This window comes from Pedobacter sp. 05T44, assembly GCF_056395985.1.
The window spans coordinates 48023-67052 of sequence record NZ_JBFTKO010000014.1 but is presented as its reverse complement, the minus strand read 5'-3'; the positions used below and the strand labels follow the sequence as shown (position 1 = coordinate 67052).

Annotated in this window: 16 protein-coding genes; 10 read left to right on the top strand and 6 right to left on the bottom strand. The window is 37.9% G+C overall.

Annotated elements, in window-relative coordinates; genetic code table 11:
- Positions 1-2: 2 nt before the first annotated feature.
- The 3 genes from AC1DDK_RS19565 to AC1DDK_RS19555 all read left to right on the top strand — a co-directional run bounded on the left by AC1DDK_RS19565 (position 3) and on the right by AC1DDK_RS19555 (position 3449).
- Positions 3-1106, top strand: a complete 1104-nt coding sequence (locus tag AC1DDK_RS19565) for a glycosyltransferase (protein WP_337718063.1) — start codon at positions 3-5, stop codon at positions 1104-1106.
- Positions 1107-1234: 128 nt separating this feature from the next.
- Positions 1235-2497 (top strand): MBOAT family O-acyltransferase, encoded by a 1263-nt coding sequence (locus AC1DDK_RS19560; protein WP_337718145.1) that lies wholly within the window; start codon positions 1235-1237, stop codon positions 2495-2497.
- Between the two features lie 10 nt (positions 2498-2507).
- Positions 2508-3449, top strand: coding sequence for a hypothetical protein (locus tag AC1DDK_RS19555; protein ID WP_337718065.1), 942 nt, complete (start codon positions 2508-2510; stop codon positions 3447-3449).
- Here the strand turns inward: AC1DDK_RS19555 and AC1DDK_RS19550 are convergent.
- Genes AC1DDK_RS19550 through AC1DDK_RS19530 form a run of 5 tightly spaced genes read right to left on the bottom strand, consistent with a single transcriptional unit; the run spans position 3414 to position 8808 of the window.
- Entirely contained in the window at positions 3414-4529 is a 1116-nt protein-coding gene (locus AC1DDK_RS19550; RefSeq protein ID WP_337718067.1) for a glycosyltransferase family 4 protein, read from the bottom strand. The two genes, AC1DDK_RS19555 and AC1DDK_RS19550, sit on opposite strands and share 36 nt — an antisense overlap.
- Before the next feature lies 1 nt (position 4530).
- Positions 4531-5223, bottom strand: coding sequence for an acyltransferase (locus tag AC1DDK_RS19545; RefSeq protein WP_337718068.1), 693 nt, complete (start codon positions 5221-5223; stop codon positions 4531-4533).
- Positions 5213-6604 (bottom strand): O-antigen ligase family protein, encoded by a 1392-nt coding sequence (locus AC1DDK_RS19540; protein WP_477612231.1) that lies wholly within the window; start codon positions 6602-6604, stop codon positions 5213-5215. Before AC1DDK_RS19540 ends, AC1DDK_RS19545 begins: the two co-directional genes overlap by 11 nt.
- A gap of 19 nt (positions 6605-6623) precedes the next feature.
- Positions 6624-7553 (bottom strand): glycosyltransferase family 2 protein, encoded by a 930-nt coding sequence (locus AC1DDK_RS19535; RefSeq protein WP_337718072.1) that lies wholly within the window; start codon positions 7551-7553, stop codon positions 6624-6626.
- The gene (locus AC1DDK_RS19530; RefSeq protein WP_337718074.1) at positions 7546-8808 is read right to left on the bottom strand and encodes an oligosaccharide flippase family protein; all 1263 of its coding nucleotides are present in this window, start codon (positions 8806-8808) and stop codon (positions 7546-7548) included. Before AC1DDK_RS19530 ends, AC1DDK_RS19535 begins: the two co-directional genes overlap by 8 nt.
- A gap of 74 nt (positions 8809-8882) precedes the next feature.
- Here AC1DDK_RS19530 and AC1DDK_RS19525 point away from each other — a divergent pair, with 74 nt between their 5' ends.
- Complete coding sequence (locus AC1DDK_RS19525; protein ID WP_337718077.1) at positions 8883-10277, top strand: undecaprenyl-phosphate glucose phosphotransferase; 1395 nt, start codon at positions 8883-8885, stop codon at positions 10275-10277.
- On the opposite strand, the gene AC1DDK_RS19520 is transcribed toward AC1DDK_RS19525, so the two are convergent.
- The gene (locus AC1DDK_RS19520; protein ID WP_337718079.1) at positions 10252-10992 is read right to left on the bottom strand and encodes a tyrosine-protein phosphatase; all 741 of its coding nucleotides are present in this window, start codon (positions 10990-10992) and stop codon (positions 10252-10254) included. The two genes, AC1DDK_RS19525 and AC1DDK_RS19520, sit on opposite strands and share 26 nt — an antisense overlap.
- 208 nt (positions 10993-11200) lie before the next feature.
- On the opposite strand from AC1DDK_RS19520, the gene AC1DDK_RS19515 reads away from it, so the two are divergent.
- The 6 genes from AC1DDK_RS19515 to AC1DDK_RS19490 are packed head-to-tail and all read left to right on the top strand — an operon-like array spanning position 11201 to position 19030.
- Complete coding sequence (locus AC1DDK_RS19515) at positions 11201-11977, top strand: polysaccharide biosynthesis/export family protein (protein ID WP_337718081.1); 777 nt, start codon at positions 11201-11203, stop codon at positions 11975-11977.
- A gap of 15 nt (positions 11978-11992) precedes the next feature.
- A complete protein-coding gene (locus AC1DDK_RS19510) occupies positions 11993-14380 on the top strand; it encodes a GumC family protein (protein WP_337718083.1) in 2388 nt (795 codons plus the stop codon).
- 18 nt (positions 14381-14398) lie between these two features.
- Positions 14399-15376 carry an SDR family oxidoreductase gene (locus tag AC1DDK_RS19505; protein ID WP_337718085.1) on the top strand — a complete coding sequence of 326 codons (978 nt, stop codon included), beginning with the start codon at positions 14399-14401 and terminating at the stop codon, positions 15374-15376.
- A gap of 17 nt (positions 15377-15393) precedes the next feature.
- The gene (locus AC1DDK_RS19500; protein ID WP_337718087.1) at positions 15394-16686 is read left to right on the top strand and encodes a nucleotide sugar dehydrogenase; all 1293 of its coding nucleotides are present in this window, start codon (positions 15394-15396) and stop codon (positions 16684-16686) included.
- A gap of 12 nt (positions 16687-16698) precedes the next feature.
- Positions 16699-17886 carry a UDP-N-acetylglucosamine 4,6-dehydratase gene (locus tag AC1DDK_RS19495; RefSeq protein WP_337718089.1) on the top strand — a complete coding sequence of 396 codons (1188 nt, stop codon included), beginning with the start codon at positions 16699-16701 and terminating at the stop codon, positions 17884-17886.
- Between the two features lies 1 nt (position 17887).
- Positions 17888-19030 carry a LegC family aminotransferase gene (locus AC1DDK_RS19490; RefSeq protein ID WP_337718092.1) on the top strand — a complete coding sequence of 381 codons (1143 nt, stop codon included), beginning with the start codon at positions 17888-17890 and terminating at the stop codon, positions 19028-19030.

The following is a 19030-nucleotide window of genomic DNA, read 5'->3' as shown; positions in this document are numbered from 1 at the left end:
TTATGCGTATTGCGGCTTTTGGCTTCAGGTCGATGCCTCCCGCAAAAGGAGCGGCTGGTGCAGATAAATTTGCAATGGAGCTGTTTCCAAGGCTTGTTAAGCGTGGACACAGCGTTGTAGCTTATAACAGACAATACCCTGATGTTTTTGTAGATGTTAAAGAATACGAGGGTGTAAAAATAAAAACCTTCAAAACAACTGCAAGAACAGGGTTTGATACTTTACTGCATTCCTTTAAATGTACCTGGGATATTATTGTAAACAATACTGCAGATATCGTTCACATCCAAAACGGGGGGAACAGTATCTGGGCATTGCCATTACGTATTTTTGGGAAAAAGGTATTTATCAGTCAGGATGGGGTAGACTGGAAGCGTGACAAATGGCCCTGGTATGGCAAGCTGTACCTTAAGCTTTCGGCATACTTAACCGCTCACCTGCCTAATGAGGTGATCTTCGACAATGTGATTGCCAAAAAACTATTTGAAGAGAGGTTTAAAAAGGAATACACTTTCATCCCTTTTGGGAGCGAAGTGGCGCCATGGGTAGATGTGCCTGAAATATTAACAAAGAATAACCTCGAAAAACAGGAGTATTATCTTTTTATAGGTCGGTTTATTCCTGACAAAGGCCTGCATTATTTAATTCCGGCATTTAAAAATTCTAATTCTAAGAAGAAACTGGTCCTTATCGGTGGATCGCCAAATCCTTCTCCTTATGAACAGCAAATCATGGATATGGGAAATGAAAAAGTCTTGTTCCCCGGGTTTGTATATGGCGACGAGGTAAATACGCTCATCAGAAATGCCTATTGCTATATCCAGCCTTCAGATGTAGAGGGCTTATCCCCCGTTGTGCTGAGCGTAATGGGTTTAAATGTCCCGATGATTGTAAGCGATATTGAAGAAAATGAATACGCCGTACAGGATACCGTAAGGATGTTTAAAAAAGGAAATATCCTGTCTTTAACGGAACAAATCAATTATTGCGAAGATAATTATTCCGAAATGCTGACATTAGCTAAAAGAGCTCAGGAGCGTGCATTAAGTGTTTTTAATTGGGAGAATGTAGCCGACGAGCATGTAGAAGTGTTTTTAAATAAATAGCAGAAAAGCCTATGTTATTTAATTCTGTCCAGTTCATATTCTTCTTTATAACTGTAACCACGTTATTTTACTTACTGCCCCATAAATTCCGCTGGATGCTGCTTTTGCTATCCAGCTGTTATTTTTATATGGCCTTTGTGCCGATATATATATTGATACTCGGCTTCACAATCGTAATCGATTATTTTGCAGGAATATACATCGAAAATAGCTCAGGGCACAGAAGAAAAGTATTCCTGATCGTCAGCCTGATCGCCAATATCAGTGTATTGTGTGTGTTTAAGTATTACAATTTTATAAATGAGAACATTGGTTCGGTATTCCCTTATTTAGCCATTTTATTACCCATCGGCCTTTCCTTTCATACCTTTCAGGCAATGAGCTATACCATCGAGGTTTACCGCGGCAATCAGAAAGCCGAAAGAAACTTTGGGATCTATGCCTTGTTTGTCATGTTTTACCCTCAATTGGTGGCAGGGCCGATAGAAAGGCCACAGAATCTGCTGCACCAGTTTCATGAAAAGCATGAATTTAGTTTAGAAAGAGTGAGCTCAGGATTAAAGCAAATGCTGATCGGGTTCTTAAAAAAGCTGGTCATTGCCGATAGAATTGGGATTTATGTAGATACCATTTATAACAACTCGGCTACCCAATCGGGCCAGTCGCTGGCATGTGCTACCGTTTTTTTTGCCTTTCAGATCTATTGTGATTTTTCCGCCTACTCCGATATCGCTATTGGCGCGGCGCGGGTGATGGGTTTTGATCTAATGAAGAATTTCAACAGGCCCTATTTGGCTACCTCTGTTTCACAATTCTGGCGCAGGTGGCACATCTCCTTATCCACCTGGTTTAAAGACTATGTGTATATCCCATTGGGCGGGAGCAAGGTTAAAAGTAAGGTTTTGGTATACCGCAACCTGTTAATCGTATTTTTAATAAGCGGGCTATGGCATGGTGCCAACTGGACCTATGTGGTATGGGGTGCATTGAATGGGGTATTGCTGATTATCGAATCCATGATCCCTAAATCATCAAAAAGAGATAACCTGATCAAAACAGCACTCAAAACCATATTTACCTTCTCTTTGATTTGTATTACCTGGGTATTCTTCCGTGCATCCAATATCACCGATGCCGTTTCAATATTGGGTAAGATCATCAGATTTGAAGGGCCATTCTATCCCGGCAACCCTAAAGATCATTTCTATTATGCCTGTGTGGCCATCATGGCATTAATGTTTTTCGAATTTATAACAGAATACAAGCCCCATTTATATAAATTACTGCCAAATACTTTGGTGGCCAGGTATTGTTATTATACCCTTGTCGCTATGATCATTATGCTGTTTGGTGTATTTAGTGAGGGGCAGTTTATCTATTTCCAGTTCTAAATAAAGGGAGATGAGCAAAAAAGTAAAAACACTTTTAGTTAAGTTATTGGTTTTAGCCCTTGCTTTAATAGTTGCTGATTTAGCGGGAGGACTGGTGCTAAAGTATTTGTTCAATAAACAACGCAGCGGGAAATATTTTACCACTTCACATGCCATAAAGGACGGTAAAGAGCAGGTTCTTATTTTTGGCAACTCTCATGCCGCACAGCATTTTGATGCACCATTAATGGCAAAAACATTGTCGAAATCTGTTTTTAATTTTGGGAACCAGGGGCAAAGCCTTTTGTATACCTATCCATTAGTGAAGAGCGTTTTATCCCGATATCAACCTGAACTCATTATCCTGAATTTAGATTACAATGAATTGCGTTATGATCCTACGGATTATGAAAGGCTGGCGATCTTGTTGCCTTATTATCATGTTAATCCCGTAATTGATTCTACCATTTCCTTAATTCCGGATAGAGCAGCATTAAAAGCCAAATCCCATTTGTACAGGTACAATTCCACTCTGGGTTATATCTTATTAAATACCTATGGTCATTCCTTTGGTAAAAGCATGGAGAGCCTGGGTTATGATCCGGTAGAAGGAGACATGTGTGCAGGAACTGTCAACCGTGAAGAAGCAGATAGGGGGAAAATTGCTTTTGATAAAAATAAGATCGATTACCTGATAAAACTGATCAGTTTTATCCAGTCAAAACAAGTGAAGCTATTGATTACCACTACGCCCCTAATGGAGTATGATAGCAATAAGAAAGAGGTGTATAGAGAAAAGCTCCTCCAGTTGCTGACGAAAATGAATGTTAATTATCTTGATTATGGAAGCAGTGCAGAATTTAGGGGTAAATGCGAGCTTTTTCACGACACTTCACATTTAAATGCTATGGGTGCTGCATTGTGGACAAAAACTTTGTTAAACGACCTTCCTAAATACTTCGATCAATTCTAAAGCTGCCTTTTCCCAGGAGAAGCCGGCCAAACGCTGCCGTCCTTTGTCCGCCATTTGCTTGCGGAGATGCTCATCATCTAATACAGATTTTATCTTCAACGACATATCGGCGATATCAAAGGGATTAAATTGAAGCACCGCATCGCCACCCACCTCGGGAAGGCTGGTGTTGTTGGCTACAAGCACGGGTAAATTATATTTAAAAGCCTCCAGTATCGGAATCCCAAAGCCTTCATTTGTGGAAGGGAAAACATACATTAAAGCATTTTTATAAAGCAAGGCCAATTCCCCGTCCGACAAATAGCCCGTAAGCACCACCTGGTCCCTGAGTCCGGAATTTTCAATGGTATCTATAATTAAACTGTGATCACTTTCCTGACTATTTGCCGGAAAGGAACCAGCCAGTACTAGCTTCAGCTTCGGATAGCCCGATGCTTTGATCTGTTTAAAGGCATTGATCAGGGCAGGAATGTTTTTTCTTTTAAATAGGGTGCCCACATGCAGCAGATAAGAGGAGTCAAGAGGAATACTATTGGTGTTTGATCTGGAGCCATGATCTTCAAGAAACTTTGGCCCCTCGTAAATTACGACCAGTTTTTTTTCCGCAATGCCGGTATAACGAGCGATCTGATCTTTGGCGTATTTTGTTGGTGTAACTATAAAAGGAGAACGTTTAGCAGCAGGAATGGCTGTTCTTTTATAGAGCCAAAGCCAGAGGCGTCCGTAATTCTCAGGGTTTTCAAAAAAGAAAGCATCATGAAAAACAGGTATGGTCTTGTAACCCAAATGGATCAGCGGCACAAAGTTGTCGGTGCAGAAGATAACATTGCAGTTTTTTGAAAACGCTTTTATGGGTAAGATCAATTGCTTCCAGAGCTGATACCGGGCATGTTCAATAAGTTTGAATATCTTTTTATTCCCAGTATAAACCGGAAAATCAGTGTCCAGAAAATGAAACTGAACCCCATTGCCATTCATTTTTTTAAACTCCTTAACCAATTCTTCCAGATAGGTACGGGTACCTGTTCTGGCTAATCTTAAGTCGCGGACATCTACTCCTATAATCAATGGTTTCGGCATGTTACACTCTGCTTTTAATAACCTTAGCCGGTACGCCTGCCACAATGGAATTTGCCGCTACAGATTTGGTAACCACACTCCCTGCCGCTATTACACAACCATCGCCAATATGTACACCGGCCAGAATGGTGGCCCCACCACCTATCCAGCAATTGTTTCCAATCACTACCGGATCTTTAATTACACCTTGTTCCTTTATCGTCAGGTTAGGGTCGGCAAAAGCATGGTTTTCAGAAAAAACCTGCACATTTGGTCCCATGATCACATCATTGCCAATGGTAATGCCTCCCTGCCCGGCAAAATAAGCACGGGCACTTATGCCGGTTCTATCGCCAATCGTAATACCGGTGCCTTTTTGGGCAATAATTCCGGTGCAAAACAAAATGGAATTGCGTGCAATAGAAACATGATCGCCCAGTGTAATGCCCTGTTCAGATAAGGCATTAATACTCACCCCATCCTCAAGAATCAGGTTTTTTCCAGCGGTAAGCTGATAAGCGTGGCGTACTTTTACGTTACTGCCAATAAAGATCAGGCCCGACGATTTCCTTAGAAAAGGTTTAAGGAATAACCCTCTAACTACCTGTACAAATCTGTGAAAACTCACATTGAATAAGTCTCTCGTAGAATAAGGGCTTTCCCATTTATAGTTAGCGTCTCCTTTTAATGTTCTTATTAACTTCTCAATGATCATCAGTAGGTTGAGTTTGGGTTATCATTGGTTTCATAATCATATTGATCAGTAAACCGGTTAAGAACCAGTTAATGTAAGAAATGTATGCAGAACCTTCAAATTCCGAGGTCAGTGATGGAATGATGAAACCGATTTTGATCAGCAACACGGTTAAGCACACCTGTCTTTCTTTACCTTTCAGTTTAGGCAACCATTTTATACCCGTTCTGATCACCATCACATATATGCACAGGTATAACAATAAAGCAATAATGCCGGCCTGTACGCCAATAATGATGTATTGATTTTCGCCACCTACGTTTTCCCCCAAGGTTCCCGCCACCCTTCCGGATGATCCTAAACCAAGCCCCATTGGGTTGTTGATTATTGCCAATACACCTTCTACCCATTGCTGAAGGTGTCCGATACTGGAAGGGTCACTAAAATCAATGGTGTTAACCAGAATTTGAATGATACCCTCATGATTTTGTTCAAATTGCCAGAATAAATAAGCCACATAAATTGCCACTGCACAAAAGCCAAGGTGAATAATGTGGGTTATTGCTTTTCTTTTGGTGAGCAATGCGTATACATAAGTTACCACGAAATAACTGGCCAATGGTGCCCTTGATAAGGCGAAAAGTATGGCTAAAAAGGAAGCGCCTAATCCCAGCATTCCTACGGTATTGATTCTAAATTTATTGTTGTCAGTAGTGTATAGGCCAGCTATAACAGCCAACGAAATTATGGAAGCCGCCGCAAGCTCAAGCGGGTTGGTGAAAAAGCTGGCGAAACGCCTGTAGCCACTGTCAGAATCAAAAGTTGTACTGATTCCGTACTGTCCGCTAGGCTCAGCGTTAAAAAAATAATAATTGTATTCGGCATAGCCGGTGCGCAATTGTAACTGCTGGTACATCAGGAGCTCTACTACCAGCACAGCTCCGGCTGCGATGGTGAGCAGCACCAGGTAATTAAAATATTTATTGATGTAGACCTCTTTTGCATCGATGGTACGCCCAACAAAGTATACCATAATATAAAAGGCCGTACTTTTAAGCGCAATCAGTCGGTCGAACAGCCCCTGTTCACCTATCGGCAGCAATGCATACAGGATCAGGTACAGCAAGAAGGCCATTATGGTATAATCGATCAGGTGAAACCGGGGTCGATATTTTAAGTTAGCCAGATTTAAAAGGAGCACACCAAATATCAAGGCCTCTTTAAAAAATTGCATGGTTGGAATGATGCTTTTTAGTCCCAGCATAAACGTAACCGACATGGTGGTGGTGTAGATCGAGAGCCCGAAGATCATGAACAGCAGCAAGCCGCTGGCATTTCCCCTTAAGATCTCTCTTACTGCCATTATAAAAGAACAAATAAAGATCAGGGGAAAAATAAACATAGTTAGCTCTTTGTTGAATTTATGGTTTCGATGGCCAAATTAAGTTTTTCGGAGTGAAAAATCCATCTTTCAATCCTTTAAATAAATATTCCGCTTTTTTATTTCTTCCCTTTAGCTTAAAATAAGAATATAAGGCAAGGTAGTAGGGGGCATTGTACAAAAATACCAGGGGATAGAATAATGGCTTGCCATATCCACGCAAAAACCAGATCTTGTTTCTATTTACATAGTAGTGAATAACAGGACTTAAAGTGCCCTCATTGGTTTCCTTCTCTTTTCCGGAAGCGCCGGCCTCATGGTACATTTTGCAGGAAGGAAGGTAATGCAGTTCATACCCTTGTGCGCGGAGCCGGAAAGAGAGTTCCACATCTTCATAATATAAAAAGAACTCCTTGTTAAAGCCTCCGGTTTGCTTTAATACCTCGTTTCTTATCAGGCAACAACAGCCCGTAACCCATTCTACCTTTTTATAATCCTGTTCATCTGATGATTCAGAAGTATTCTTTTTGTTATAGGTAAACCCAAGTACAAAGTTTACATACGAATCCCCGTTCCAGATCTTGTTTCTGTCGTGCATCCAATAAATGGCAGGCTGAACCGCAGCAGCTTGGGGATGGTTTTGCATGTGCTGCAGCATTTTGCTGATGATGTCGCTATCAACCAGCGTATCCGTATTCATGATCAATGAGTAGGTATAGCCCTTACTGATGCTGTAATCAATTGCACGGTTGTTTCCTTCTGCAAAACCCAGATTTTCTTTATTGTCGAGATAAACGAGCTCGGGAAATTGACTTTGCAAAAGTTCCAGAGAACCATCTGTAGATCCGTTATCAGTTACAATGATGTCAAAATGATCAGGGTTGCAATATTCAAGTACAGATTTTATGCAATCAGTGGTGTACTCCGGAGTATTCCAGTTGAGCAGGATCAGGGCTACAGGTTTAGACATTTTGGATGGCGGGTTTCTTTACCACATATTGATACATAAATAAGGCGCAAAGTTCAATAATTACTGTAAATGAACCAAACCATTTATAATTGGCATAATGTAAGAACAGGAATGCAAGAGCCACAGAAAATGCAAACATGATCATTGCGATCCTGAAAATGTAAACACTATTATTTTTGAGCAGTTGATCTAGTACATTTAATACGTTTAAAGCAGAAATAGCAGGGAATAATGCCATTGTCCTTAAATAGATAATGGATGTTTCATTTTCCTCTCCTGAAAGAACCCGAACAGCAAAACCCGCAAAGAAAAAGAGAAGAACAGACCCGACAAAGAAAATCCCTGCGAGAATGAATTGCATCCGTTGTCGGTATACTTTCCATAATCTGGTACTTTCCTTATATAGCTGGGCAGATTTTGGATAAACGGCATTAGATACGGTAATGAGCAGAATCCTGGAAGAGCCGACTACTTTATCGCAAAGTGTATATGCTCCAAGCCAGGAGGCATTGCCCCATTTAGCAAGGGCAAAAATGATAATGGATTGTTGCAGGTTGGTAGAGATGTTATTTATTGTCAGGTAAAAGTTGTCTCGGGTAATTCTCCAGATATCAGCCTTTACCGGAAGTTGAAAGGAGAGCCTAAACTTCGGGATTGCATTGAGCAGGAGGTATGAAAAAGTAACCACCGTGGCCATTCCCATAATAAAATTTACCCATTCCGCATCCCGGGCATCTTTTATAAAGAAGATGAGCAAAATAATAGACAATACTTTTGAAGCTAGATTTGAAATGTTGTAAAACTTTAATTTTTCAATTCCTATGAAGAAAAAGAGAGGATTCAGTACCTCTGAGAGTACCAATGGAATGGCGTAAAGTATAAATAAATAATACTTAATGTTGAACCATTGCATTACATAAACAACCAGGATATATGCAATAAAGAATAATAATCTTATCCATAAGGTATTGTAGAATACCGCTCTTAGTTTTTCAGGGTCTTTAAGATTTCCTGCGATGTCCCTTATTCCTGTTTGATTTGTGCCATAATTGACAATGATTCCGGCTAATGAAGAAAATGAATTGGCAAGCATTACAAAACCAAAGGCCTCGATACCAATTTTATGGGTAATGATCGGAAAGATAATAATTAACAACAGTATATTCGAAAGCTGAATGCTACTCAGATTCGCAAAATTCGATAAGATATTGGTGTCTTTTATACGGTTGTATGAACCTGTTAAAAATTGTTTCAAGTCTGATAGATGAATCGTCAAATTTAGCATATTTAAATCATAATCTAAATTTATGACTAAGTTTGCACTTATATATGAATGAACAGTACCGGACTTATTATAAAGTAATAAGTATATTGATTGATTTGTTTCTGATCAACCTGGCGGGTTATATTGGTTATGTGATGACCTATCAAAGCGTTAGCTTTACAGATCTTCAGCATATCAATTTACTGAATGTCCTCCTCATCAATTTTGTATGGTTTAATGTAACACAGCTCACCCGCTTGTATAGCGATATTTTTGTTAAGGATGCCATTCCAACCATTAAGCAGGCTTTAGGGTCCTTGCTTTTGTTTGCAGCCTTCATGGGCATTCTGATCTATACCATAAAAGACCTAAACCAATCTTATCAATTACTGTCGTTTACTTTTGTGGTGTTTTCGGGCCTATTCCTTGTCGGAAAGATTGTGTTTTTGCTGTTTCGTCGTTCCAGGAGAGAAAGTTTAATCAATTACAAGAAGGTGGTTATTGTAGGAGCAGGCCCATTGGGTTTGGCGCTTAAAAAACATATGGAGTTTGATACGCATCTGGGTTATAAGGTGGTTGGTTTTTTTGACGATGATATTGCGGATGATGATGAGGGCTTTAATATTTTGGGTAAGGTAAGCGACTGCATCGATTACGTTAAGGGGAGCAGTATTCGGGAGATCTTTTGCGCATTACCCGATAGTTCATTGGATAAGATAAATACCCTGATGCGGGAGGCAGATAAGGAGATGATCCGTTTTAAACTTGTACCCGACATAAAACACTATTTTAAAAAGAATGTTAAAGTGCAGGTGTATGGGCATATACCCATATTGAGTCAGCGGATGGAGCCTTTGGAGATCATGATTAACCAGGTCGTTAAACGGATCTTTGATGTGGTGTTTTCGCTTATGATCATTGTTTTTGTGATGAGCTGGATGCTGCCACTTATGGCAATTTTGATCAAGCTGGAATCAAAAGGACCTGTTTTTTTTAAGCAGCTGCGATCAGGAAAAGACAACCAGCCCTTTTATTGTCTCAAATTCAGAAGCATGAAAGTGAATTCGGATGCAGATTGCAAGCAAGCAACTAAAGACGATGACCGGATTACTAAAATTGGTGCGTTTATGCGTAAGAACAGCATTGATGAGTTGCCCCAGTTTTTTAATGTATTGATGGGAGAGATGTCTGTGGTAGGGCCAAGGCCTCATATGTTGCAGCATACTGCCGAATATTCCGCCATTATAGACCAATTCATGGTCAGACATTTTTTGTTGCCGGGCATTACCGGCTGGGCGCAGGTTAAAGGATTCAGGGGTGAAACAAGGATCGACGATTCTATGGCTGCAAGGGTTGAAGCCGATATCTGGTACTTAGAAAACTGGTCCTTTCTTTTGGATTTAAAGATTGTATTCTTAACGGCCTGGCAAGTGCTTACTGGCCATGAGAATGCAAGGTAGTATTCTTTAGTAACCCACTGTGTAGCAAACGTTCGAAATGCTTTGTTAATGGAACTCTTTTTAAACCTTCCAGGTGCCTAATGTGGTGGATATCTGTTCCAATAAAATCAATCATGTCTTTTTCAATTAATTTTTCCGCAATTGATTTTACATGTTTTCCATAATGTTCTGTTAAGGATAGTGCATTAATCTGCAATTCAACGCCCATTTCTTTAATTCGTTTGTAGTAATCGAACTGTTTGTGAAAGAACAAATATCGTTCTGGATGGGCAAGGATAATCTGATAACCTTTAATGCCAAGATCAAAGAAAACCTCTTCCAGGTCATGAGGTCTTGATATCTGACTAAATTCTACCAACAATCTATTACCCGGCAATGGCATTAAATTCCCTTCCGTAAGTTGATTTTGAAATTGTTCGTCAAGATAATATTCTGAAGAAAGGTTTAAGGTAATTCCATCGGGTAACTTGCCCTCTAGTTTAGAATGTCCATCTCTTAAGGTTTCGGTGGTATTGGGGTGGATGTCTTGTAAAGTGTGCGGTGTAGTAATCAAATGATGAAACCCTAATTCTTTTAATCCGGAAATTAATTGAATACTATCTTGTATGTCCTTTGAGCCATCGTCAACCCCTGGAATTAGGTGAGAATGCATGTCAATGCCTATTGAGCTAAAATCAGTATACTTAAATTTACTGGAACGATTGAAAAAAAACATGTGATCTTTTTTTATAATAATTAATCAATACGAAGCTAAGTATAAAATTTAAAACTTTATGGTATGGAATTTGTGATTGGGGCTGTGAATTAGAACAGAGGATAATTTGTATTTATTATTGAACCTAATAATTAATGATTATTTATCATAGAGGAGTAAATCTTAAGTATTATCTTTGGAAAATTTAATAAATGTGCTATATAAGCCTATGAGAAAATTTCTTTATTTAATTGTTGCTGTACTCTTTATGAGTTCTTGTGGCGTGAAATATAAAACCGTACCCTATTTTACAAACCTACCAGCTGATTCATTGCTTCAAGAAAACATCTTGAATAAGGTAGTGTTTAAAATTCAGAAGAATGATATTTTAGCCATTACTGTGAGTAGTTTAAATCCTGAAGCGTCTGCTATTTTTAATATGGGCACAACGAGTTCTTTGCAGGGAAGTACTGCAGCAAATGTAAATCCATCAAATACTGCTAATGGCTTTATGGTAGATGATAGAGGCGAAATTCAGCTACCTTTATTAGGCCCTGTTCGGATAGAAGGTTTGACTACAAGTGAAGCCAGAGCCTTAATTCAGAATAAATTAGTGAATTACCTTAAGGAGCCTGTAGTTAGTATCCGACTAGTTAATTTTAGAGTATCTGTTTTGGGAGATGTTGCTAGGCCTGGGGTTTATCCTGTAAATAATGAGCGTGTAAATGTTTCGGAAGCTTTGAGTATGGCTGGCGATTTAACGATTACTGCTGTGCGTAATAATGTATTATTGGTTCGCGAGATTGATGGTAAAAGACAATACATTCGACTGGATATGCAAAATAAAGAATTGTTTAATTCTCCTTACTATTATTTGCAAAACAATGATGTCTTGTACATTCAACCTGGCAAGGCGAAATACGCAAGTGTGGACTCAAGCTACAGAAATGTAAGTATTGTTCTATCTGCGTTGTCAGTAATTGCATTAATCATTAGTCGCTTTTAATAGAGTATTATATTTATGAATGAAATAATGAATTCTGAAAGTGTTAATGATTTAAGCATTGACCAAGATAAAATAAATTTAGGGGAAATTATAAGGAAGTACTTGTATCACTGGCCTGTTTTTTTTCTAGGAATAGTCTTCACACTAATTTTAGCCTTTTTATATTTACGTTATACCAAACCTGTTTATGGGATTAGTAGTACGCTATTAATTAAGGATGAAAAGAAGGGGACAGCTTCTGATGACATGCTAAGTCAGCTGGAGTTATTTGGTGGGTCAAAAGTCGTCGATAACGAAATTGAGATTTTGCAATCTAAAACATTAATGAGATCTGTCGTTAAAAGATTGTTTCTAGATGTTAATTTGAGCGCAGAAGGAAGGGTTGTAAGTACGGATATCTATAGTGATCGGCCAGTCAATTTTCAAACCTTTGAAATTCAGAAGAAATATTTTGGAAAGGAGTTTATTCTTTCATTTCCAAACAGCAATCAATATGCTCTTGAGAATGCTGAAACAGGAAAAAAAATAACGGGTCCACTGAATCAATTGCAACGGAATTATCTAGGTACCTATAAAATCGATAAAACTTCTTTTTTCCCAAAACAAATACAAGAATCGTTTACATTTTCTTTTAGTAACCCTGAAAAAGTTGTAGATGAATGTTTATCTAATTTATCAGTTGAGGTAGCAAGTAAGCAATCAACTGTATTGAAATTAACATATCAGAGCACAGTTGCCAACCGAGGTAAAGACGTTTTGAATACGTTAATCCAGGTGTATAACGAGGCTGCTTTGAGAGATAAAAATAGAACAACTCAAAGTACGATCGATTTTATTGATGAACGATTAGCTTTGATTACTGGAGAATTGGTCGAAGTTGAAAAAGACGTAGAAGGTTTTAAAAGTAGCCAAGGTTTAACCGATATAAGTAGCGAAGCATCCCTCTATTTGGATAATGTTAAGGCTAATGATGCAAAGTTAAATGAAGTAAATCTGAAATTGGGAATAATAAAGAATTTGCAGAGGTATGTGGATTCGGAAAGCGCCCAAGAGAAATTACCAAGTACTATGGGCATTGATGATCCTGTACTTTTAGGTCAGATTAATCAATTGAGTGAGTTACAATTGAAGAAAATAAATTTGTTGGCTACTACGCAACCAAACAACCCTATGTTTGAACCTATTAATCAGCAAATTGAGGCAACTCGAGCAGGGATTAGAGCAGGGATAAAAAATGTCCAACAAACTTTAGAAAGCACCCTAAAGGGTTTGATGTCAAATAACACTCAATATGAGGGGTCGATTAAAAAAATTCCCGGCCAAGAGCGTAAATTTATTAGCATTAAACGCCAGCAAAGCATTAAAGAGAGCCTTTATTTGTACTTACTTCAAAAAAAGGAAGAGGCTGCTTTATCTTATGCGTCTGCAGTTGCAGATAGTAGGGTAGTAGATGCTGCATTTGCAACAACGAATCCCATTAAACCAAAGAAAGCTTTAACTTATTTGATGTCTTTTTTAGTCGGGCTATTATTACCTATAGGCTATTTATACAGTAAAGATTTGATAAATAATAAAGTGATTTCATCTTCTGATATATCTAAGTTAACTTCGACGCCTGTTTTAGGAGAATTAATGTATGAAGATGGTGGAGAACCTATTGTTGTTCAGGTTAGCAGTAGAAAGGCTATCGCTGAACAGTTCCGGGCAATTCGGACAAATTTACAATATATACACGGTAAGCAACATGAGAAAAAGGGGATAGTTACCCTAATCACTTCTAGTATGTCTGGCGAGGGCAAGAGCTTTGTTGGAAGTAATATTGCAACTGCACTTTCAATCAGTGGCAAAAAAACTATTCTATTAGAATTAGATTTACGTAAGCCAAAGGTTAGTAAGTATTTAAATTTAAGCAATAAGATGGGACTGAGTAATTATTTGATTGGAAAAGCCAGCTTTGCTGATATTATCCAACCATCAGGTATAAGTCCTAACCTTATGGTTATTGGTTCAGGACCAATACCTCCAAATCCATCAGAATTATTGACTGGTAATGAAATGGAGGAGTTATTTAAATATTTAAGAGAGAATTTTGAGGAAATAATAATCGATACGCCTCCAATTGGTTTAGTAACTGATGCGCAAATACTGGCACGTTTGGCAGATGCAAGTTTATACATTGTTCGGCATGGCGTAACCTTTAAACATCAGATCTCCCAATTAGATAATTTACATAAAGCTAATAAATTCCCTAAATTAAATATTGTTTTTAATGGTGTTCAAATTGGCGGTAACTATGGGTATGGATACGGATATGGATATGGTTACGGATATTATTCTGACGATGTAAAGCATGGAAGTAAAGGATTATCTGAATTATTAAAAGATTTCTTCAAGCGGTTTTAATTTATACGATCAATAAAAATGAGTGATAGTAAAGTAATTTTAATTACTGGCGGAGCCGGTTTTATCGGATCTAATCTATGTGAATATTTCTTATCCAAAAGCTATAAAGTACGTGTGTTGGATAATTTTTCGACAGGTCATAGATACAACATAGATCCTTTTATGAAAAATGAGAATTTTGAATTGTATGAGGGGGATATTCGTAATATAGAAGATTGCAATAACGCACTTAAGGGAGTAACTTATGTTCTGCATCAAGCAGCTTTAGGTTCTGTTCCTCGATCAATTAATGATCCTATAACTACAAATGATGTAAATGTCTCAGGTTTTCTTAATATGTTAGTCGCATCTCGCGATGCTAAAGTTAAACGATTTGTTTACGCGGCAAGCTCCTCTACATATGGTGACTCACAGAATCTTCCTAAAGTCGAGAATGTCATTGGCAAGCCTTTGTCTCCCTATGCAATTACCAAGTATGTCAATGAGTTGTATGCAGACATCTTTTCTAAGGCATATGGTTTAGAAACTATCGGCCTGCGTTATTTTAACGTTTTCGGTCGTAGGCAGGATCCAAAAGGAGCATACGCTGCTGTTATTCCTAAATTTACTATGCAATTCATGAATCATGAAAGCCCCATTATTAACGGAGCCGGGGATTACTCACGAGATTTCACTTATATAGATAATGTAGTTCAAATGAATGAACTAGCTATGACTACTGAAAATTCAGAAGCAATTAACACTGTATATAATACTGCAGTTGGGGATCGCACTACATTGAATCAACTAATTGAATATTTAAAAGAGTTTTTAACAGAATATGATACTGAAATCGCAAAAGTTGAAGTGACACATGGACCCAATAGAGCTGGAGATATTCCTCATTCTCTAGCTAGTGTTGAAAAAGCTGTAAATCTTTTAGGTTATAAGCCAACACATGTAATAAAAGAGGGTTTAAAAGAGGCTGTTAAATGGTATTGGAATAATTTGAAATAAAAATATTAATAAAATATATGTCATCTCTAGAAAATATAAAAATCACAGTTGTTGGTCTTGGTTATGTAGGTTTACCTTTGGCGCGTTTGTTTGCTACGAAATACCCTGTAGTCGGTTTTGATATTAATCAAGGAAGAATTAATGAATTAAATTCAGGAACTGATTCCACACTGGAAGTATCGGCTGACGTGCTGCAGTCTGTTTTAGTTGATAAACCTTCAGATTCAAATGGATTATACTGCTCATCAAATCTAGCTGATATAAAAGGTTGTAATGTGTATATCATAACAGTTCCTACACCAGTTGATAAGAATAATCGTCCTGATCTAACACCTTTGTATAAATCCAGCGAAACAGTCGGCAAAGTATTGTCTAAAGGTGACATTGTTATTTATGAATCAACTGTTTATCCTGGAGTAACGGAGGAGGAGTGTATTCCCGTTTTAGAAAAAATATCGGGTTTGATCTTCAATAAAGACTTTTTTGCAGGTTATTCTCCAGAGCGCATCAATCCAGGTGATAAAGAGCATACGGTAGAGAAAATTTTAAAAGTGACATCTGGCTCTACACCAGAAATTGGACAGAAAGTCGATCAATTATATAAGTCTGTCATTATAGCGGGGACACACTTAGCACCATCTATTAAGGTGGCAGAAGCAGCTAAGGTAATAGAGAATTCACAACGAGACATTAATATTGCCTTTGTAAATGAATTGGCTAAAATATTTAATAGATTGAATATTGACACCCATGCAGTATTGGAAGCTGCAGGTACGAAATGGAATTTCCTTCCATTTAAGCCAGGGCTGGTAGGCGGGCATTGTATTGGAGTTGATCCTTATTATTTAGCACAAAAGGCTCAAGAGCATGGATATCATCCCGAAATTATTTTAGCTGGGAGAAGACTAAATGATGGTATGGGTGAGTATGTTGCTCATGAGGTTGTTAAATTGATGGTGAAGAAAGATATACCAGTAAAAAACGCCAATATCCTAGTTCTTGGTATAACTTTTAAAGAGAACTGCCCAGATGTTCGGAACACTAAAGTCATTGATGTATTAAATGCGTTAAAGGACTATGATGCAAATATCACAGTTTATGATCCTTGGGCGGAACCTGCTGAAGTTAAGCATGAATATGGTTGGGATTCCATTAGAGAGCTAAACGACTTCAGAGATTACGATGCAATTGTTTTAGCGGTAGCACATGATCAATTTAAAAAATTAGACTTAATGGCTCTTTGCAAAGAAAACAAAGTAATTTACGATGTGAAAGGTATACTTGGTGATATTGCAGACGGTAAATTGTAATAATTTATACAGATGAATATTTTAAATCTAATTGGGCGAAATCAGGAGCTCTTTCCTGGCGATATTCGTAAACACGAAAGTGAACTAAAGAATATTGTCTCAAATTCAAAGTTCTTGGTTATTGGCGGAGCGGGATCTATTGGACAGGCGGTCACAAAAGAGATATTTAAACGAAATCCTCTAAAACTACATGTTGTTGATATTAGTGAGAATAACATGGTTGAATTAGTTAGAGATATTCGGAGTTCTTTTGGATATATCGGGGGCGATTTCCAGACCTTTGCTCTGGATATTGGCTCCGTTGAATATGATGCATTTATTGAAAGTGATGGTAAATATGATTACGTACTAAATCTGTCTGCTTTAAAACATGTACGTAGTGAAAAAGATCCGTTTACGTTAATGCGTATGATTGATGTAAATGTTTTTAACACTGATAAAACAATTCAGCAATCTATTGCCAAAGGGGTCAAGAAGTATTTTTGTGTATCGACTGATAAAGCTGCAAATCCAGTAAACATGATGGGAGCATCTAAGCGCATTATGGAAATGTTTTTGATGCGTAGAAGTAAAGATATAAATATCTCAACTGCACGTTTTGCAAACGTCGCTTTTTCAGACGGTTCATTGTTACATGGCTTTAATCAGAGAATTCAAAAACTACAACCAATAGTAGCGCCTAACGATATTAAACGATATTTTGTAATACCGAAAGAATCTGGAGAGCTTTGTCTGATGTCTTGCATTTTTGGTGAGAATCGCGATGTGTTCTTTCCTAAACTTAGTGAAAGTCTGCACTTGATCACCTTTGCAGATATTGGGGTTAAATATTTAAAAGAGTTAGGATTTGAGCCTTATTTATGCGAAAGTGAAGATGAGGCCAGAGAACTAATTAAAACATTGCCTAAAAAAGGACAATGGCCTTGCTTGTTTACCAATAGTGATACTACCGGGGAAAAGGATTTCGAAGAATTCTTCACCGAAAATGAAGTTTTGGATATGGAGAGGTTTGATAATCTAGGGGTAATAAAGAATGAATTTTATTTTAATGATGAACTGTTAAATTTGTTTTCGTCACGAATCAAAGAGCTGAAATCAAATAAATCGTGGTCTAAAGAAGATATTGTTGAATTATTCTTTAAGATGATCCCGGATTTTGGACATAAGGAAACAGGTAAATATTTAGATGCAAAAATGTAATATGAAGGATCTGAAAGATATTATTTCGTTTATTCAAAATTCATATAACACCAAAGAGTTCATTCCATTGCACGAACCCAGGTTTAGAGGTAATGAAAAAAAATATTTGCTGGATACTATTGATTCTACTTTCGTTTCTTCCGTAGGTGCATATGTTGATCGTTTCGAAGACATGATGCAAGTAGCGACTGGTTCACAGAAAGCAATTGCGGTTGTGAATGGCACAGCTGCGTTGCAGGTGGCTCTTCGACTTGCTGGAGTTGAATCAGGAGATGAAGTAATTACACAGGCACTAACTTTTGTAGCCACTGCTAATGCTATTGCTTATAATGGAGCAATCCCTGTTTTCGTTGATGTTGACCTTGACACAATGGGCTTATCTCCAATAGCAGTTGATGCATTTTTGGAAGAATATGCAGAACTTAGAGACGATGTCTGTTATAATAAAACAAGTGGCAGAAAGATTTCAGCTTGTTTGCCTATGCATACTTTCGGCTTTCCTGTTCATTTGGACAAGCTAATTACGGTTTGCAATAAATGGAATATCCCGTTAGTAGAAGATGCAGCCGAGTCTCTTGGGAGTAAATATAAGGGGCGTAGTACTGGAAGCTTTGGTAAGCTAGGCATATTCTCTTTTAATGGGAATAAAACAATAACCTGTGGTGGCGGTGGTGCCATTGTATCAAATGATCTTGAGATTGGAAAAAGAGCAAAGCATTTAACAACTACTGCTAAGAGACCCCATCCTTATGAGTTCTATCATGATGAATTAGGGTACAACTATAGAATGCCCAATCTAAATGCTTCATTAGCATGTGCACAATTAGAACAACTTCCATTAATGTTGCAAAGTAAAAGAGAATTGGCAGACATATATCATGATTTTTTTGCGGAACAGGGTGTGAATTTCAGAACAGAGCTTCCGGATACGAAAGCGAATTACTGGCTGATGTGTGTAGAACTGGAAAATAAAGTAGAGAGAGATCTTTTCTTAAAAGAAACTAATGAAAATAAAGTAATGACACGTCCTATCTGGCAACTAATGTATCGCTTGCCGATGTACAATCATTGTCAACGCGATGATCAGAAAAATGCTGAGTTTTTAGAAGAGCGAATTGTAAATATACCAAGCAGTGTTCGATAA

Excerpts from the sequence above, each read along its gene's own strand:
- AC1DDK_RS19565 (WP_337718063.1), top strand. The coding sequence starts at position 3 with ATGCGTATTGCGGCTTTTGGCTTCAGGTCGATGCCTCCCGCAAAAGGA.
- AC1DDK_RS19560 (WP_337718145.1), top strand. The coding sequence starts at position 1,235 with ATGGCCTTTGTGCCGATATATATATTGATACTCGGCTTCACAATCGTA.
- AC1DDK_RS19555 (WP_337718065.1), top strand. The coding sequence starts at position 2,508 with ATGAGCAAAAAAGTAAAAACACTTTTAGTTAAGTTATTGGTTTTAGCC.
- AC1DDK_RS19550 (WP_337718067.1), bottom strand. The coding sequence starts at position 4,529 with ATGCCGAAACCATTGATTATAGGAGTAGATGTCCGCGACTTAAGATTA.
- AC1DDK_RS19545 (WP_337718068.1), bottom strand. The coding sequence starts at position 5,223 with ATGATCATTGAGAAGTTAATAAGAACATTAAAAGGAGACGCTAACTAT.
- AC1DDK_RS19540 (WP_477612231.1), bottom strand. The coding sequence starts at position 6,604 with ATGTTTATTTTTCCCCTGATCTTTATTTGTTCTTTTATAATGGCAGTA.
- AC1DDK_RS19535 (WP_337718072.1), bottom strand. The coding sequence starts at position 7,553 with ATGTCTAAACCTGTAGCCCTGATCCTGCTCAACTGGAATACTCCGGAG.
- AC1DDK_RS19525 (WP_337718077.1), top strand. The coding sequence starts at position 8,883 with ATGAATGAACAGTACCGGACTTATTATAAAGTAATAAGTATATTGATT.
- AC1DDK_RS19520 (WP_337718079.1), bottom strand. The coding sequence starts at position 10,992 with ATGTTTTTTTTCAATCGTTCCAGTAAATTTAAGTATACTGATTTTAGC.
- AC1DDK_RS19515 (WP_337718081.1), top strand. The coding sequence starts at position 11,201 with ATGAGAAAATTTCTTTATTTAATTGTTGCTGTACTCTTTATGAGTTCT.
- AC1DDK_RS19510 (WP_337718083.1), top strand. The coding sequence starts at position 11,993 with ATGAATGAAATAATGAATTCTGAAAGTGTTAATGATTTAAGCATTGAC.
- AC1DDK_RS19505 (WP_337718085.1), top strand. The coding sequence starts at position 14,399 with ATGAGTGATAGTAAAGTAATTTTAATTACTGGCGGAGCCGGTTTTATC.
- AC1DDK_RS19500 (WP_337718087.1), top strand. The coding sequence starts at position 15,394 with ATGTCATCTCTAGAAAATATAAAAATCACAGTTGTTGGTCTTGGTTAT.
- AC1DDK_RS19495 (WP_337718089.1), top strand. The coding sequence starts at position 16,699 with ATGAATATTTTAAATCTAATTGGGCGAAATCAGGAGCTCTTTCCTGGC.
- AC1DDK_RS19490 (WP_337718092.1), top strand. The coding sequence starts at position 17,888 with ATGAAGGATCTGAAAGATATTATTTCGTTTATTCAAAATTCATATAAC.